The sequence below is a fragment of the Kangiella taiwanensis genome, assembly GCF_020005165.1.
Classification (GTDB): Bacteria; Pseudomonadota; Gammaproteobacteria; order Enterobacterales; family Kangiellaceae; genus Kangiella; species Kangiella taiwanensis.
This window is the reverse complement of the sequence record NZ_JAHCLT010000002.1, coordinates 583,097-599,938: the sequence shown is the minus strand read 5'-3', so window position 1 is coordinate 599,938 and position 16,842 is coordinate 583,097. Positions and strand designations below refer to the sequence as shown.

Sequence of the window (16,842 nt, the reverse complement as noted above, 5' to 3'; positions counted from 1 at the left end):
TGACTACTTGCAGGTTTCTCTTGTTTGCCTTTGATCTATTTAATTCCAGCCAGCGAATCTAAAGCCATTAACACCATTAGCAATGAAAGCTGCCGTGTGGGTATTGCTATCAAGCCAACTGACTTTGAACTTGGCAAAAATCTTCACTTGCGGCTGAACATTGTCTTTTGATCCTAAGTTTGAGGGTTCTGTGACTTCAGCATGAGCATCCAGTCTAAACGAGAAGCCCACATGGATTTTTACTACATTGAAGTGTACTGAAGGCATATAGTGACCATGAGCAATATCTGGCTTTGATGGTGTGGCGTAATAGGTTCCTTCGAGGCGTGATGTAGTATCGACAAGGATCCAGTCCTTAATCCAGGCATCATGCACATAAAAGCGCACATCTACACTTTTGCCTTCTCGAGCTTTTTCGTAATCCAGTGGGTCAGTATCTTTAATGATGACAGACGTGGTGGTGTCTTTAGCATTGCTAACGGCTTTATTGTCTTTAATAAACTCCCAAGCAAACTTAGTAACTTCGAGTGCCGTTTTAGCAGGATCGGATTTACCTTCCTGAAGTGTGTGAAGCTCTTGGGCTTGTGGTGTAACCCATTGCTCATCGACCAGTTTTGTCTTTAATCCTTGCTCGAAGTTGCCGTCTTCCGGTACTTCAAGAACTTCATACTCGCGCTTCATGAGAGTTTGTCCATTGGTGACATCTTCTAACACTGCGACCAGCTTTTGGCCTTGATAAACCGTTCTTTCTGGCTGATTCATATATACTCCTTGTAAATATTTATGGTGGTAAGAGGCTCATTTATACGACGTTCAAAGAAGCCTGGGTATCGCCCTAACGGGTTAACCCTACTTAAAATATCGGCTATCAATAATCTAAGGCACTGTTTTCATTAGGTAAATTTTGGTACTTTAGTTTTAACGAAGTTAAGGGCGAATAACATGAAAAAAGGTACGGGCTGTTTAACTGTCTTTGGAGGCATCTTTTTCCTAGCCGGTTTGGGGATATTTCTTTGGGGATTGTATGCCAGCATCAATGTCTGGCGCGCCCAAGATTGGTCACAGGTTGATGCTGAAGCGATCAGTTTAAACCAAGTAACTTCGACAAATGATGGAAGCACAACCTATGGTGTGCAGGGAACTTACCGGTATCATTTTAATGGAAAAGACTACCAGTCCGAGCAAATTTCATTCTATTCAGGTACCGATAATATCGGTGATTACCAGCAGCAACTCTACAGCAAGCTAAACCGAGCAAGAAACCAGCAGCGCTTAACGGCTTTTGTGAACCCTGAAAACCCAGAAGAAAGCGTGCTTGACCGCACCATGCGCTGGGGAATGCTGGGCTTTTACTCGATATTTTTAGTCGTATTCGGTGGTGTGGGTCTTGGTATTATTCTGTGGAGTCGGTGGGGCGCGAAGCGATTAGCTGAGAAAGAAGCCTTACAAGAAACTCATAGTGAAGAACCATGGTTGTGGCGTAAAGAGTGGCAGGGCAATGATTTTAGATGTCAAACCAAAAGCGCCTATAAGGTCATGCTCGGCTTTGCCATTATTTGGAATCTGATTTCGTTGCCGGGTGCTATTGGAGTGCTTCACGAGGGCAATTATTTCAAGGAGCCACTACAGCTGTTGGTGTTTTTGTTCCCGCTCGTTGGTATAGGACTCATTGCCATAACCGTTATCTATTACCGAAGGGAAAAAGCATTCGGCGATTCGAAACTTGTTTTGAATGAAACACCTTTGGTCATTGGTGGTCGAAATAAGGGAACCGTCATCATTGATGGCGATCTTAAGAGCTCAGAAGTCATGCTAACGCTAACCTGCCAGAGAGTGACGCGACGACGTACAGGCAAAGAAACGAGGACAACCACCAAAATCCTATGGCAAGATGATCAAAGACTGGCAGTTAAGCAACATCAGTCGCAACAGTTTGCGGTAGATTTTGAAGTAAAGATTCCAGAAGGCTGGCCTGAGTCAAGTGACTCGGACGTCAATAATAAAATTGAATGGGTCCTCAAAGTCGAGCAAAAACAAAAAGGACCAGACTTACAACTGATGTTCGAACTGCCTGCATTTGTGGTGGCACATCGACTAGACGCCGAGTTACCGGAAGACGACTTGTTCGTACAGCCAGAGTCCTACGATTCAGCTTCCTCGAAAGGGGGTGATTGGCGTTATCTGGATATTGTCGAGTCGTTTTCAAATCATGGGAGAGAGTATTACTTCAGGCCTTTCCGCCACAAAGCCGTTGGCATATCGACCTTTATCATCGGCTTGGTGTTCTCCTCAATAGGCGTAGGTATTTTTATGGCGGAGTCCAGTTACCTTTTCCTCATTGCCTTCGGCGGTATAGGCTTACTGTTATTAAGTATTGGACTGCATGTCATCTTCTTCAAGAGCCGCATAGCGGTGAGCTCCGGGGCTCTTATCTGCCGGAAAGGAACCTTATTTAACAAGACCTATCGCTTCGATAAAAGTGATATTCAGAGTATCAGCCGAGGTAGTAATATGAGCTCTGGTGACAAGAAGTATTATCATATTGCGGTCAACTCAAAAGATGGTCGAAAAGAAGTTATCGCCAAGTACTTGCTGAATTCAAACGATGTGGATGACTTTATTCAGCACCTCAACAACGAGTTGGGGAGGCGGCTTTAACCAAACAACAAGTAAGATGTACTTTTTGTGGTTCATAAAGTCTTTTATACACATACATATTGATTAGAACGATAAAAAATTGATATTAATCAGGGGCTTATCTATACTGCTTCTTGGCTTGTTCATTCCGTTAACGAAACAATAAGGTTTAACAGCCAGTAAAACTATTACAACTTAACAAACAACAATTCTGGGTAATCTATGAATTTTTCTAAAACTTTGGGCGTACTAAGTGCGTCAATTTTACTTGTGGCGTGTGGCAGTAGCGAAGATCCTCAAGCATTTGGTGAAGATCTTTTTGATAAATTAAAACAAGGTCAGTCCGAGGCAATTATTGAATTAACTGCTAATGAAGACGACTACTATTGGATGGTTGCTGAAAAAAGTAAGGAAGGAGAGGCGAGTAAAAAGCCAAGTCCAGCCGAGGTGAGTCAGCATGTGGCGAAGCAAAAGCGCAAAGTCGAAAAAGCCATAAAGGAAATTATAGCCTACGGCAAAATGAACGGTGGCTGGGATAACGCGACATTAGCTAAAGTTGAGTTTGATGAACTTGGCGATGATTTTTCTCAGGATATAACTCTTCATATTGAGATCGATGAGAAGCAATACCGAATTCTTTTTGATGATGTAGCATCAACGGATCGTGGTCATGTGTTAGCTGACGACCCTCGCTGGTTAGGTTTATCGTATGATCCACAGTTTGATAAATTGATTGGTGAGAAGCTAAGCGTTAAGCCAAACAATGTTTTTGTGAGCTGCCAGACACCTCAAGATGTTACTAAGCTTGATATTCTACTCAGAGGCAAATCAAACAACTCCGAAGTTACACAGTTCCTAAATAGCGGAAACTGCACAGCTAATAAATCATCTTCAGCGGTTACGGTGACTATTGAGGAACTCGGTGAATACACCTATAGTTCGCAAAAGAACTACTTCGATAAGAAAGCAGAGTTTCCTTTTGAAGATATCAAGATTAGCTTTGATATCGACGGTCAATCAAAAACCGGTTGGACATACGTCCGGTGGTTAGCCGACCAAGCGAACTAATCAACGTTAATAGCTAAAGCCGTGTTTATCACGGCTTTTTTTATGCCCAGCAACTCCCCATCTCCTTTAAGCAGAAAACCGAATAACTCCTTTCATAGCTAGCGAGTAGTGTTTATAATTTACTCAGTTGTGGTAGCTATAACGCTGTCATACTACCCGCAAGAACCATCTCTTTGCTTACTAGAGCACTAAACCCCGAAATCATCAGGATATCCCCATGAGTCACGCCGCTTTTGCAACTTTAAACCTTAAACCTGAGCTGACTGCTAACCTTGCTGAGTTAGGGTTTGAAGGCATGACACCGATTCAGGCGCAAGCATTGCCGCAGGTGCTCGACGGTAAAGACGTCATCGCCAAAGCGAAAACCGGCTCGGGTAAAACTGCGGTGTTTGGTTTAGGCATTCTCGAAAAACTCGACCCAAAGAACTTTTCAGTGCAATCGGTGGTGATGTGCCCAACACGCGAACTGGCAGAGCAGGTGGCGGAAGAAATACGCCGTTTAGCACGCCCAATCGCTAATGTGAAAATTTTAACGCTATGTGGCGGAACGCCGCTGCGCCCACAAGCGGACTCGCTTAAGCATGGTGCGCATATCGTGGTTGGAACGCCTGGCCGTATTCTTGACCATCTGGAAAAGCAAACTTTAGAGTTGGATGATGTCACGACCTTAGTGCTCGACGAAGCCGATAGAATGCTAGACATGGGCTTTCAAGACGCCATGGACGATATTGTTGACGAGATCCCAAGGCAGCGCCAGACATTGCTATTCAGCGCGACTTACCCTAAAGAAATCGCTGCTGTCGCCGAGCGCGTTATGTACGATCCGCTATTGATTGAAAGCGAAGATCAACACACCAGCGCCAGCATCGAGCAAGACTTCTACCGAATCAGCGACGAAGGCGAGCGTGATGTTGCCGTACGATTATTGCTACTACAATTCCGCCCTGACTCCACCGTGATCTTCTGTAACACCAAGCGCCACGTCAAAGACTTAACCCAATACCTAAAAAGTCACGGCTTCAGCGTCCTAGCGCTACATGGCGATCTTGACCAGAAAGAGCGTGACCAAGCCCTCGTGCGTTTCACCAACAACAGCGTCTCGATCATGGTCGCCACCGACGTCGCCGCCCGTGGTCTCGATATCGACTCGCTCGACTTAGTGATTAACTACCACATCGCCAGCGATTCCGAAGTCCACGTCCACCGTGTCGGCCGAACTGGCCGCGCAGGCAATAAAGGCCACGCCTGCTCAATCGTTATCAATAAAGAAAAGCACAAACTCAAGCGTCTTGGTGAATATTTAGGTCAAGAATTAGAAACTTTCGGACTACCCGACACAAAGCTATTAAACCAACCAACCTACAAAGCCCCAATGTCTACCATCCAAATCGACGGAGGTAAAAAGCAAAAACTCCGCCCCGGCGATATTCTCGGCGCACTTACAGCAGACTACAGAATCGAAGGCAACGACGTTGGCAAAATCCAAATCGCCAACAGCTGGGCCTACGTCGCCGTGAAAAACGACATCCTCGACGCCGCACTACAACTATTAAACGGCGGCAAAATGAAAGGCAAGAAATTTAGAGCAAGGAAGATTTAGATTTGCCTCAAAATACCAAATAAATTTGTCATTCCCGCGAAAGCGGGAATCTACTCTTTGAGCATAAATAGATCGGTACTCTTTACTCTCCTTCGTCTCTAAGCATTATTCTGATTGTCATCCCGCTACTGTGACTGTAGGGAATACCTTTAGGTAATAGCGGGATCCAGTGACTCTAAAAATAACTTACCTATTTTGTTTCCCTAAAACTAACAATGCAATTGTGCATTAAATGAGCAGTTGCAAAAAAGTGTGACGCAGTTTACATTGTTTCAGGGAAGACAAAGGGAGAAATAAAATGAAAACTAAGTGGTTACTTGGAGCATTTCTATTTGCATTCACGTTTGCAGCAGACGGCCATAGCGGTAGATTAGATAAAAAGGGCGGTCATAATTGTAGCAAGAAATCTAAAGAGAAAGGCCTATGCTCTGGTTACCACTATCATCGGGATGGTGATATAGCTCATAGCCATGATAGTGAAAAGCATTCTCACGTAGCTGAAAAATCTAAAAAAGAGAAAGCAGTTGCCGATACACCTACTACTTAAAATCGCAAGGAAAAGTTATTTTAAACGTACTCTGACCCCAATTATTAAAATGGAACGAGAATCAAGTAATGGTAGTCATGACGAATAATATCAAAAAAGAAGAATTTCCCTCTTATATCAAACAACAAATTGAAAAAGGAAATGTAATTCTATTTCTTGGCTCCGGGTTTAGCAAAGGCTCAAAATGCTCAGAAGGAAAGTCTCCACCATCAGGTGAGCAGCTTAGGAATGAATTATGTGATGAATACCTAGATGGAGAAATGAAAGAAAAACCGTTAATTACTGTAGCTAATTATGCAAAGAACGAAAGCAGTAGGAGGGTTGTTGAGCAATTCATTAAAGATAGATTAATTAACCTATCACCGGAAAGTTATCATCGCGCAATATCCAATTTTAAATGGCACTCTATCTTTACCACAAATTATGATTTGGTTTTGGAAAATGCATATTCAGAAAACAAAAACAGAAGGCAAGAATTAGCACCTATACTTTCAGATGAACAGGATTTCAGTGAAATAATAAAAGATAAAGATAATCTTCCATATTTTAAGCTACATGGATGCATTACAAACATAGGCTCAGAAGCCCCTTTGACATTAACCACCGAAGAATATGCTAAGCACAAAAAGAATAGGATTAAATTGTTTCGGCATTTGCGCGATAACGCCAGAGATAAACCGATAATTTTTATTGGTTACTCTATAAGTGATCCAAATATCAACTCTATTTTGTTTGATCTCACTGATAATAATATTGAGCGGCAGATGTATGTAACTGTTGACCCTGGCCTTAATGAATTTGACAGCAGAATGTGGTCTTCACACAGGATACATCCGATTAAAGCAACTCTGGAACAGTTTGTAAGTTTCCTTGATGGCTCAATTGACACAAGAAAATACGACTTTTCAGTAGTGAATGAGCAAAGAGATAACCCTATATATAAATATATACCTAAAGATATTTCAATATCGCCTGATGCTATAGAGTACATAAATTCAGAATTAAAGTTTATCCATAATGAAATGACAGTTACGGGGGTTACTCCAAAAGATTTCTATAGAGGCCTTGATATAGGTTGGGGTGGCATACACCAAAAATTAGATGTGGAGAGAAGAGTCTGCAATAGAATCATTTCAAGTACCATAGACCACTTAGATGAAAAATCTCCAACTGTTATTTTATTAAAAGGGTTTGCGGGTAGTGGTAAAACTATTGTTTTAAAGAGATTTTCATGGTCTATGGCATTTGATTTTGAAGAACCATTATTTTATTTAAACAAGGGAGGTGTATTGAGATTAGACTTGGTAATGGAAGTTTTAAGCTCGTTTAACAGGAGAGTGATTTTAGTAATAGATGATGTTCTTCATTCATCTGCAGAGTTTATGAACTTGGTGAATGCAATAAAGTCTGCGGACCTAAATGTATTAATAATAGTATCCGCTAGAAATAATGAGTGGAACCAAGATACCAATGAGTGTGATAGTTTAATTGATAACACGTTTGAGTTAGGTAAGCTATCCGCAAAAGCTATACCAAGTTTAATCAAAGAACTTACAAAGCATAAATGCTTTGAAGATAGTGTCTTAAATAACTATAACGAAAATGATCTCATCGTACATTTTGAAGATAAGTTGGATAAGTTGCTGTTAGTAGCATTGCACGAAGTTACTTCTGGAAAAACATTTGAAGAAATCATTGTTGATGAATTTAAAAGAATAGTACCTACCCAAGCTAAGATTATATACAAAGATATATGTACTTTAAATAGACTTGGTGTGCCAGTTAGAGCAGGTTTAATATCACGCGTATCAGGTATAAAGATTGAGGACTTCAATAAGCACTTTTTAGCTCCTCTTGAACATGTTGTAACAGTATTTATGGATTATTACTCTAGAGATTATGCCTACTCTTCCAGGCATCCATATATTGCTGAAATAGTATTTAACCACACAATTGGAAGCCAAGAAGAAAAGTACGAACAAATAGTCAGGTTGGCAAGTAAAATGAATTTAGACTATACATCCGACAACCAGGCTTTTAGGAAAATAATATCCGGTAAAAAGCTTGCAACGATGTTCTCTGATAAATCATATGCCTTAGGTATTTACGATATTTTTGAAAAAATTGGTGCAGATTCATCACATATAAACCATCAAAAAGCAATGTTTGAAATACATCACTCAAACGGAAACCTAAAAAGCGCATTGAGTTTTATAGCAGAAGCTAAGAATCAGTCTGAATACGGAGATACTAATAGGGCAATAAAGCATACAGAGGGTACAATATTACGAAAACTTTCTAGGAAGGAGCCTAACGTTTTACTAAAAAGTAAATATAGAGAAAATGCTAAAGACATCTTTAAAGAATTAATGTCAGGAAAACCAAATGATTCTAGAAACCATGTAGGTTACTTATATACTTTACTTGATGAACTTAATGACATGAGAGAAGCTACTGAAAGTTTAAGTGATGATGAAGTGTTCGTAGATACTGTAAAGAAAGCACAGTCAACAATTAATAAAGCTCTGCAACTATTTCCCTCTGATACACATGTCCTTGAAGTTGAAGCAAGATTAGAAAATTTTTTACAGAACTTTGAGAAAGCAAGAGAACTTATAGAAAAAGCTTATTCTATAAATTCAGACAACTTTTATGTAACTATAAGACATGCGAGAAATCTTGTTAAATCAAATAAAGAGAAGGAGGCTATCAAGATTTTAGGTGATTCCCTTGCTAAGCAGCCAAATAACATGGCGATCAACTTTGAAATAGCTAAAATATTAATTAGTAAAAATGATGAAGGACTATTACCTCAGATAGAAACATATTTAAAACGTAGTTTTGCAAAATTTGATGGTAATTACCTAGCTCAACTTTGGTATGCAAGGCATCATTATCTTTATGGAGACTACAGTGTAGCTAATGAGATTTTTTCGCACTTAAAATCAGCTAGAATCTCTCCGGCAGTGAAAAATAACGAAAAAGGTATAGTTCTAGACTCAAATAATTCCCCAATGATATATAGTGGGTACATTAAACAAGACCATGGTAATTTCTATTTTATTTATTCAAACGAGCTGCGTGATACTGTTTTTGCGCATCAAGACGATTTCAATGATGATGTTGATGATGATAATATTCTGAACAAAAATGTAAGTTTTAACTTAGTTTTTACAATGAAAGGGCCAAAAGCTAAGAATATACATATATTGAAATAACAATTGATGGGGTAAGAGTACAGTTCCTGTACTTGAGATGAACTAGATAAGATACTAGGTAACAAAAAAGGCTTACAGATTGCTCTGTAAGCCTTTTTTAATATGGTAGCTATGGGTGGACTTGAACCACCGACCCCAGCATTATGAATGCTGTGCTCTAACCAGCTGAGCTACATAGCCTTAATTCAGTGGCGCGTATTTTCGTGATTTCGGGGCTTTATGTCAAGCCTAAAACGATAAAACAATCAGATTTTTTTCTTTAATCGGAAGTCCGATGTTTATGAGCCGAGGTTACCCGGTCAGGCCGGGTAATGACGTGCTATTTGAAAATATGCGCCTTTTTTGTAATCGGTTATACGTTGAAGCGGAAGTGCATGACGTCGCCGTCTTTGACGATGTAGTCTTTGCCTTCTAGGCGCCATTTTCCGGCTTCTTTAGCGCCTGCTTCGCCGTTTCCTGCGATGTAGTCGTCGTAAGCCACGACTTCGGCGCGGATGAAGCCTTTTTCGAAGTCTGTGTGAATCACGCCAGCGGCCTGCGGGGCTGTGGCGCCGACTTTAACTTGCCATGCGCGGACTTCCTTTTCACCTGCGGTGAAGTAGGTCTGTAGCTCTAGCAAGTTGTAACCAGCGCGGATTACTCGGTTTAAGCCAGGTTCTTCTAGGCCTAGGTCGTTGAGGAAGTCGATTTTGTCTTCATCATCTAGAGCAGCGATTTCAGATTCGATAGAGGCGCAGATTGGCACCACTTCGGCGTTTTCTGAGGCGGCGAACTCACGAACTTGGTCTAGGAGAGGATTATTTTCGAAACCGTCTTCGCTGACGTTGGCGATGTACATGGTCGGCTTAATCGTGATCAGCTGGAACTTGCGCATGAGTTTGCGCTCGTCTTTGTCTAAGTCCATGCTGCGTAGGGCGTTACCTTCGTCGAGGCAGGCTTTCGATTTCTCTAGCAGCTCTAATTCGATTTTGGCGTCTTTGTCGCCGCTTTTAGCGACTTTCGCGGTTTTGATGATGCGTTTTTCAACCGCTTCAAGATCCGCAAGCGCTAGCTCTGTGTTAATCGTTTCGATATCAGCCAATGGATCGACTTTACCATCGACGTGTACCACGTCGTCGTTGGCGAAGCAGCGCACCACGTGGGCGATAGCGTGAGTTTCACGGATGTTGGCGAGGAATTTGTTACCTAAGCCTTCGCCTTTAGAGGCGCCCGCAACCAAACCTGCGATATCCACAAACTCCATGGTCGCTGGTAAGATTTTTTGTGGCTTAGCGATCGCTGCGATGGCGTCTAAGCGCGGATCAGGGATTGGTACTACGCCAGTATTCGGCTCAATCGTACAGAAAGGGTAGTTGGCGGCGTCGATGCCTGCGTCTGTCAGTGCATTGAAAAGTGTTGATTTTCCAACATTGGGCAAGCCCACGATTCCACAATTTAGTGCCATGTTACGTCTCTCTACGATTGTTTGGGTTATTCAGCGCCAATTTTTACGCTGTGTAGTCGTTGTACGGCTTTGTCCCAGTCGCCATTTAATAGCGTTGGGGTTTCGCGTACCGCTTCATCGATGGCGAGGTTGATGGCGTTACGATCATCAGGACTCGGCTTGCCGAGCACGTAACCCGTGACTTGGCTTTTGTGTCCTGGATGGCCGATGCCAACGCGCAAGCGGATGAAGTCTTTGTTGTTACCTAATTTACTGATGGTGTCACGCAAACCGTTGTGACCACCGTGTCCGCCACCTTTTTTGAGCTTTAGCGTGCCCGGGTCGATATCCAGCTCATCGTGTGCGACGAGGATTTCTTCGGGAGCAATTTTATAAAAGTTAGCGACGGCCTGAATGGCTTTGCCGCTGACGTTCATAAAAGTGGTGGGGATTAATAATTTGATTTCTTCAGAGCCAATTAAGCCTTTGGCGAAGAGGCCATGGAACTTACTTTCGACTTTGAAGGGGATGTTATAAGCTCGTGCCAGTTCTTCGACATACCAGGCACCAGCGTTATGACGGGTATCTTGATATTGTGAGCCTGGATTGGCCAGACCCACAATTAATTTGATGCTAGACATTGTCTAACTCAAGGCGTTCGAAGTGAACGAAGAATTAATCTTCGTTCTTTTCTTCTGCGTCGTCGCCTTCGTCACCTTTCTGTTCGCTAGCTGGAACTTCAGTTTCATCAACTTCGTCAGCGTCGTCTTCAACTTCTTCAACCGCTGGCGGTACCATGTTAGCTACAGTTAGGTCGTTCTCTTCAACATCACCGTGCATGAAGGCAACTAGCTCAACGCCTTCTGGCAATGTGATTTCACTCAAGTGGATAGAGTCACCAATGTTCATCTCACCTAGGTCAACTTCGATGTACTCAGGTAAGTTACGTGGACGACATGAGATCTCAACCGTTGTTAATTGGTGAGACATTACGCCACCGTCTTTCTTACCAGGTGCTTTATCTTCGTTGATGAAGTGCAATGGAACGTTAGCTTCCATGTTTTCACCACGTACGATGCGTTTGAAGTCAACGTGTAGTAATTTTAGTTTGTATGGGTGACGTTGAAGGTCTTTGATAAGAACTTCTTCAGTTTCACCGTCGATTACTAGGTTGATGATTGAAGAGTACGCTGCTTCGTCGTCAAGCATGTTGTTGATTTCGTCATGCTCTAGAGTGATTGACTTAGCGTCTTCTTTACCGCCATAAACGATGGCAGGGATTTTGTCCGCAAGGCGACGTAGGCGGCGGCTCGCACCTTTCCCTATATCGCTGCGTGATTCAGCTTTTAATGTAAAATCGCTCATTGTGTTTCTCCACAAGTTGAGTGTAAGTAAAGGTTAAGCCTTGCGACCAGGCTCAACCCGAAAAAATCGGACGCGAATTATACCGTGATCAAGAAGTAAGAAGCTAGCCTCTTTAGGGCTAATTTCAAGGTTTTTTGGGCATTTCGGCGGATTTTGGGTGTGATTTTGTGTGAAAGGGGGGCTAGATACAAAAATCCCGCGGCAATGCGCGGGATTTTGATGTGTTCGAGCAATGGATTATAGCGTCATACGCTAGTCCAAGACTTTTAGTCTAAGAACACCTTAATCCAAGAACATAGTCGAAATCGATTCTTCAGTGTTCACACGGCGAATCGACTCACCTAATAGCGGTGCTAAGTCCAGTACTTCAATACGATCGCAAGCTGTTGCTTCGTCGCTCAAAGGAATCGTATTGGTAATAACAAGCGCATCAAGATCTGAGTTATTCAGGTTGTCGATAGCTTTACCCGATAAAACTGGGTGAGTCGCGTAAGCCGAAACGCTATTCGCACCGTTATCTTTTAGTGCTTTCGCTGCTTGGCAAAGCGTGCCAGCCGTATCAACCATGTCATCAACGATAACGCAGTCACGACCTGTCACATCACCGATGATGTTCATCACGCCGACTTCGTTAGCGCGCGGACGACGTTTATCAATGATTGAAAGGTCTGCGTCGTTTAAACGTTTCGCGATAGCGCGAGCACGAACAACGCCGCCTACGTCTGGCGATACAACCATCAGGTTTTTGCCAGCTTGTGCTGTGATGTGATCAAGAAGCACTGGCGTCGCGTAAACGTTGTCTACTGGAATATTAAAGAAACCCTGAATCTGATCGGCGTGTAGGTCAACCGTTAATACGCGGTCAAAACCAACACCACTGATCATGTCAGCGACGACTTTGGCACTAATCGGTACACGCGCTGAGCGAACTCGGCGATCTTGGCGTGCATAACCAAAGTAAGGAACAACCGCTGTAATACGCTTTGCTGAAGCACGCTTTAACGCGTCAGCCATAATGATCAACTCCATTAAGTTGTCATTCGTAGGCGCACAGGTTGATTGAATAATGAAAACGTCTTTACCACGAACATTCTCAAGGATTTCAACATTGCATTCGCCATCGCTAAAACTAGACGAGTTGATTTTACCAAGAGGAACTTTGAGATAGGTAGAGATACGTTGAGCGAGATCAGGAGTGGCGTTACCACTAAAAAGCATTAAATCTGACATCGGAAAGCCCTGTGTTTTGCCCCAAATTCACAAGCAGAGAGTTGATGTTTAAAGTAAAGAAAATGGCAGGGGTAGCTGGATTTGAACCAACGAATGGCGGCATCAAAAGCCGCTGCCTTACCGCTTGGCGATACCCCTGCAATGTTGCACCTTAAACGAGCGGAGAGGTGTTGATTCCTCGTGCTGTTAAGGTTAGCCAGCGCTGCTTGCACAGTGCCGCTATTTTACGGACTTCTCGCTCATTGTCAAAGGTTAAGAACACACAACTTCCAGTTCCTGTCAGCGTTGCTTTTCCAAATTTACTAAGAAACTCAAGAGCTTCCAGTACTTCCGGATAGAGCTTCGCGACAAGAGGCTCAAAGGCGTTGTAACCAAGTTCTAAACTTGCCTCTGTGCGAGTGGCGCGTAATTTAATCGGTTTGTTGTCTCTTGTCAACGCTGGATGTGAAAAAATTTTCGAAGTGTTTATTTTTACATCAGGATAGACAATTAAATACCACTTTTCGGGCACTTTGGTCTCGGTTAAAATTTCACCAATGCCTTCAGCCCAAGCGGTTTTGCCTTTCACAAAAACCGGCACATCGGCACCAAGATTTTTTCCAATCTCACAGAGCTGCTCGTTAGGTAGTCCAAGTGACCATAAATGGTTCAACGCGACCAAGGTTGTGGCTGCGTCAGAACTGCCGCCACCAAGCCCAGCTCCCGACGGTAGTTTTTTATCCAGTTTGATAGAGGCACCATCAGAGGACTTTCTATAAGGGAGGAGTGCGCGAGCGGCTTTGATGACTAGATTGTCGTCGCTAGGGACTTCGTCGTAGTCGGATTCGAGTGTGACTTCGCCAGAATCGTTGGGCTTTATCCATAACTCGTCGCCAATATCGAGGATTTGGAACAGGGTTTGCAGTTCGTGATAACCATCATCGCGCTGCCCTAGGATTCGTAACTCAAGGTTAAGCTTAGCTGGAGCAGGCCAAAAGGAATAGCCCTGTTCGTTAGTGAAGCCCGTTGGATGTTCGAAACTCATCGGCTAGTCTCCGCTTTGAGCTAAATCCCAAGAACGAATCGAGAGGACGATTTTGTTCTCACCTTGCTCGCCATTGTCCTGAACGATGCGGATCTTATCTGGCATCTTTAGCTCAATAGTGTCGTCACCGTTGTTACTCATACTGGTTTTAGGTTGCTCGGCGACGTCATAGCGTACATAGTCGACCGTATAATTAAGGTACTTAATCTGTTGTAGGGTGCCGTCGGCGTTAATCAAGAGGTCACTTTTGTTGATGCCTGTGGGCAAGCCCTTGATCCAGTCCTGCATTAAGGTGACTGGAATATCCCAGCCTGAGACACCATAAAGCAGTTGGCGAGCATCAAAGCCTTCGTAGTGTTGGTCGTCACCAGTCGATAGCGTGCTGAGGCTCGGCTGGACTTTTAAGATCATGTAGGTTTGCCCAAAAGCGCCATACATTCTAAAGGTGAAGCGGTTGGGTTCTTGCTGTTGCCATAAAAAGTTTGAGGAAAAACTGTCGTCAGGGTGCGTGATTCCGATTCGTCCTTTGAGTTGGTACTGCTCAAAAGTTTTTAATAGCTTGTAATGCTTTTGCCACAGAGGGTCGTCCCAAACGGTGGTTTCTTGTTTGACGGGTACGGTTTCACAAGCGGCAAGCAAAAGTATGAACAATGAGCTGATAACGAGATTTTTTATGGTTTTTATCGACATAACGTGTTGGGAACAACCTTATGTTTGTTGGAATGTAAGTTTGGGACGCTAGACTAACGGTTTAATAGGTTAGCCTCTGGGAAACGCCTTAGTGTGCGCAAAATATACTGGTTATTAGGGTTCATACGCAAGGCTTTTTGCCACACCGCAATGGCTCGCTCCTGTAAATCCATGCTCCAAAGCACTTCACCTAGGTGCGAAGCGATTTCTGGACTTTCCTGTTGTTTGTAAGCCATCTCGAGGTATTTTAAGGCTTCATCATAATTGCCAAGACGGTAGTGAACCCAGCCCATGGAGTCTTGAATGGCAACATTATCAGGCTGCACTTGGTAGGCGCTTTCGATCAGGCTCTTCGCTTCTTCTAAAGAACGATTCAAATCGGCGAGGGTATAGCCTAGCGAGTTTTTGGCGTGGTGATGGTCTGGATCGATCTTAAGTACCTGCCGTAAATCGCGCTCCATTGAGCTGTAATATTCTAATGGCTCAGCTGCCAGAGCTTTGCTGTACAAGAGCTCGACATTGTCTGGCTCATTCTCCACCGCGTCTTCGAGCAGCTGGTAAGCCAGCAAGTAACTGTTGCGACCTTGCAGGAAATTAGCGCCAATCAGCACAATGTCGTTCTTTAGCTGTGGGGTCTCCACGCTTTGTTGTAACGACTTAACGGATGCAATGAACTCAGCAACGGATTGCGTTTGGTTTAACAACTGTAACTTTAAATAGAACAAGAAAGGTTTGTTTGGGCTGACCTGCAACGCAGAAGTAATGCGTCGCTCGGCTTGCTCGTAATCGCCCGACTGGGTAAGCAGGTTGATTTCAAACTCTAACAAGCGTTGTCGATCATCGAGACCGACGGTGCGTTGCGCCGACCGTAAACTATTGATTGCTCGTTGCATCATGTCGTTTTCAGCATAGAGCTGTGCCAGTTCGGTGCGTGCAGTCATGTAGTAACGACCGATGGGAACCATTTCGTAGCAGCTGTAGGCCTTAATGAAGTCATCCACGCGTGATGCTGAATCTGCGCAGTAGTAACTGCTAATTTCGGTTTTGTAGTTGTCCTGCGCCAGTTGCCAGAAAAGTTGGCTGGCTTTGGCATAATTTTCCATGGCGTAGTAGCTGCTGGCTTCAAGGAACTGAGTTTGTTTGTCTTTGGGACGCTCCTCGAGCACACGGCTGAAAGCTGTTAAAGCGTCAGCAAAGCTTCTTTGAGTATAGAGTAACTCACCAATTTTATAAGTTTGATCAAGCGTTAATTGGTTATTCTGTAGCACTTGGCTGAGGTAGTGTTGACGCTGTTGGTCGGAATTTAGCGCCAACGCTTCTCCTTTTAACTCAATCGCTGACAAGAAATTCGGTTGTTTGGAGAGCGTGAAATCCAGTAGCGACAAGATACGATCGTATTGCTCAAGGGGCTGGCTCGACTTTAGACGCAAATAGGCTTCGGCCGTGGCTATGATCGGTGATGATAGCGGCTGATTGACCTGCTCAAAAAAGGCGATGAAGTCTGCTTCTTCTTGGAAACTGGCCATGCGAAGAAGTTCGTAAAGTTTTTCATCGTCACTTTCAGGTAGCAGCGGAAGTAATTGATGTAAATAGCCTTGAGCTTGTTGTTGCTTGTTTTGAGCTAGGCTCGCGATCAATGCAATTTTGTAGGCATTCTTATCATTGGGATCTGATGCCACCCATAAATCGATAGCTTCCAGAGCATTGGTGTAGTCACGCTCAATAAGGGCGACCATGGCGGCACGAGAGGATAACTCCTTACTGCCCGTTTGTTCAGCTGCGTAAAAGTAGTTGCTTTGAGCAACGTCGTAAAGTTTTTGTTTGTTGGCAATGTTCGCCAGAAGGATACTGAAGTAAAGCTGACCGCGGTCTTCGGCTGATAAATTGGTAACAGAAGGGTGCTCCGGTGTTTTGGGGACACTGGCTTCCGTGGGTGTTTCAATCTTTTGAGGCTGTGTTGTTGAACATGCGGCGAGCAAAATACAGCAAGTTGAAACGAGTATGGTTTTAGCCGAAAAACGTCTATTCATCCGTATAGTA

General features: G+C 43.5%; 13 protein-coding genes and 2 tRNA genes. 5 read left to right on the top strand and 10 right to left on the bottom strand.

Going from position 1 to position 16,842, the window contains the following annotated elements; translation table 11 throughout:
- Nucleotides 1–39 precede the first annotated feature (39 nt).
- The gene (locus KFK88_RS08345; RefSeq protein WP_223578520.1) at nucleotides 40–762 is read right to left on the bottom strand and encodes a hypothetical protein; all 723 of its coding nucleotides are present in this window, start codon (nucleotides 760–762) and stop codon (nucleotides 40–42) included.
- Between the two features lie 180 nt (nucleotides 763–942).
- Between KFK88_RS08345 and KFK88_RS08340 the strand changes: the two genes are divergently transcribed.
- The 5 genes from KFK88_RS08340 to KFK88_RS08320 all read left to right on the top strand — a co-directional run bounded on the left by KFK88_RS08340 (nucleotide 943) and on the right by KFK88_RS08320 (nucleotide 9,070).
- Entirely contained in the window at nucleotides 943–2,658 is a 1,716-nt protein-coding gene (locus KFK88_RS08340) for a DUF3592 domain-containing protein (RefSeq protein WP_223578518.1), read from the top strand.
- Between the two features lie 201 nt (nucleotides 2,659–2,859).
- The gene (locus KFK88_RS08335) at nucleotides 2,860–3,705 is read left to right on the top strand and encodes a hypothetical protein (RefSeq protein WP_223578516.1); all 846 of its coding nucleotides are present in this window, start codon (nucleotides 2,860–2,862) and stop codon (nucleotides 3,703–3,705) included.
- A 217-nt stretch (nucleotides 3,706–3,922) separates the two neighbouring features.
- Entirely contained in the window at nucleotides 3,923–5,305 is a 1,383-nt protein-coding gene (gene dbpA / locus KFK88_RS08330; RefSeq protein WP_223578514.1) for an ATP-dependent RNA helicase DbpA, read from the top strand.
- A 298-nt stretch (nucleotides 5,306–5,603) separates the two neighbouring features.
- Nucleotides 5,604–5,852 (top strand): YHYH domain-containing protein, encoded by a 249-nt coding sequence (locus KFK88_RS08325; protein WP_223578512.1) that lies wholly within the window; start codon nucleotides 5,604–5,606, stop codon nucleotides 5,850–5,852.
- Nucleotides 5,853–5,929: 77 nt separating this feature from the next.
- Nucleotides 5,930–9,070: a P-loop NTPase gene (locus KFK88_RS08320; protein ID WP_223578510.1), complete on the top strand. Its 3,141-nt coding sequence runs from the start codon at nucleotides 5,930–5,932 to the stop codon at nucleotides 9,068–9,070.
- A 103-nt stretch (nucleotides 9,071–9,173) separates the two neighbouring features.
- Here KFK88_RS08320 and KFK88_RS08315 read toward each other — a convergent pair.
- From KFK88_RS08315 to KFK88_RS08275, 9 genes are all read right to left on the bottom strand, one after another.
- A tRNA-Met gene (locus KFK88_RS08315) sits at nucleotides 9,174–9,250 on the bottom strand.
- A 172-nt stretch (nucleotides 9,251–9,422) separates the two neighbouring features.
- Complete coding sequence (ychF, locus tag KFK88_RS08310) at nucleotides 9,423–10,514, bottom strand: redox-regulated ATPase YchF (protein ID WP_223578508.1); 1,092 nt, start codon at nucleotides 10,512–10,514, stop codon at nucleotides 9,423–9,425.
- A 26-nt stretch (nucleotides 10,515–10,540) separates the two neighbouring features.
- The gene (pth, locus tag KFK88_RS08305) at nucleotides 10,541–11,134 is read right to left on the bottom strand and encodes an aminoacyl-tRNA hydrolase (RefSeq protein WP_223578507.1); all 594 of its coding nucleotides are present in this window, start codon (nucleotides 11,132–11,134) and stop codon (nucleotides 10,541–10,543) included.
- Nucleotides 11,135–11,168: 34 nt separating this feature from the next.
- Nucleotides 11,169–11,858: a 50S ribosomal protein L25/general stress protein Ctc gene (locus KFK88_RS08300; protein WP_223578506.1), complete on the bottom strand. Its 690-nt coding sequence runs from the start codon at nucleotides 11,856–11,858 to the stop codon at nucleotides 11,169–11,171.
- Between the two features lie 282 nt (nucleotides 11,859–12,140).
- Nucleotides 12,141–13,088 carry a ribose-phosphate pyrophosphokinase gene (locus KFK88_RS08295; protein ID WP_223578505.1) on the bottom strand — a complete coding sequence of 316 codons (948 nt, stop codon included), beginning with the start codon at nucleotides 13,086–13,088 and terminating at the stop codon, nucleotides 12,141–12,143.
- Nucleotides 13,089–13,151: 63 nt separating this feature from the next.
- A tRNA-Gln gene (locus KFK88_RS08290) sits at nucleotides 13,152–13,226 on the bottom strand.
- A gap of 13 nt (nucleotides 13,227–13,239) precedes the next feature.
- A complete protein-coding gene (gene ispE / locus KFK88_RS08285) occupies nucleotides 13,240–14,112 on the bottom strand; it encodes a 4-(cytidine 5'-diphospho)-2-C-methyl-D-erythritol kinase (RefSeq protein ID WP_223578504.1) in 873 nt (290 codons plus the stop codon).
- Nucleotides 14,113–14,115: 3 nt separating this feature from the next.
- On the bottom strand, nucleotides 14,116–14,802 hold the full coding sequence (gene lolB, locus KFK88_RS08280; RefSeq protein ID WP_223578503.1) for a lipoprotein insertase outer membrane protein LolB: 687 nt from the start codon (nucleotides 14,800–14,802) through the stop codon (nucleotides 14,116–14,118).
- Between the two features lie 53 nt (nucleotides 14,803–14,855).
- Complete coding sequence (locus KFK88_RS08275; RefSeq protein WP_223578502.1) at nucleotides 14,856–16,832, bottom strand: tetratricopeptide repeat protein; 1,977 nt, start codon at nucleotides 16,830–16,832, stop codon at nucleotides 14,856–14,858.
- Between the last annotated feature and the right edge of the window lie 10 nt (nucleotides 16,833–16,842).

What these genes read in the sequence shown, in the direction of transcription:
- KFK88_RS08335 (WP_223578516.1), top strand. Translation starts at nt 2,860, where the DNA reads ATGAATTTTTCTAAAACTTTGGGCGTACTAAGTGCGTCAATTTTACTT.
- KFK88_RS08320 (WP_223578510.1), top strand. Translation starts at nt 5,930, where the DNA reads ATGACGAATAATATCAAAAAAGAAGAATTTCCCTCTTATATCAAACAA.
- ychF (WP_223578508.1), bottom strand. Translation starts at nt 10,514, where the DNA reads ATGGCACTAAATTGTGGAATCGTGGGCTTGCCCAATGTTGGAAAATCA.
- pth (WP_223578507.1), bottom strand. Translation starts at nt 11,134, where the DNA reads ATGTCTAGCATCAAATTAATTGTGGGTCTGGCCAATCCAGGCTCACAA.
- KFK88_RS08275 (WP_223578502.1), bottom strand. Translation starts at nt 16,832, where the DNA reads ATGAATAGACGTTTTTCGGCTAAAACCATACTCGTTTCAACTTGCTGT.
- KFK88_RS08340 (WP_223578518.1), top strand. Translation starts at nt 943, where the DNA reads ATGAAAAAAGGTACGGGCTGTTTAACTGTCTTTGGAGGCATCTTTTTC.
- KFK88_RS08345 (WP_223578520.1), bottom strand. Translation starts at nt 762, where the DNA reads ATGAATCAGCCAGAAAGAACGGTTTATCAAGGCCAAAAGCTGGTCGCA.
- dbpA (WP_223578514.1), top strand. Translation starts at nt 3,923, where the DNA reads ATGAGTCACGCCGCTTTTGCAACTTTAAACCTTAAACCTGAGCTGACT.
- KFK88_RS08295 (WP_223578505.1), bottom strand. Translation starts at nt 13,088, where the DNA reads ATGTCAGATTTAATGCTTTTTAGTGGTAACGCCACTCCTGATCTCGCT.
- lolB (WP_223578503.1), bottom strand. Translation starts at nt 14,802, where the DNA reads ATGTCGATAAAAACCATAAAAAATCTCGTTATCAGCTCATTGTTCATA.
- ispE (WP_223578504.1), bottom strand. Translation starts at nt 14,112, where the DNA reads ATGAGTTTCGAACATCCAACGGGCTTCACTAACGAACAGGGCTATTCC.
- KFK88_RS08325 (WP_223578512.1), top strand. Translation starts at nt 5,604, where the DNA reads ATGAAAACTAAGTGGTTACTTGGAGCATTTCTATTTGCATTCACGTTT.
- KFK88_RS08300 (WP_223578506.1), bottom strand. Translation starts at nt 11,858, where the DNA reads ATGAGCGATTTTACATTAAAAGCTGAATCACGCAGCGATATAGGGAAA.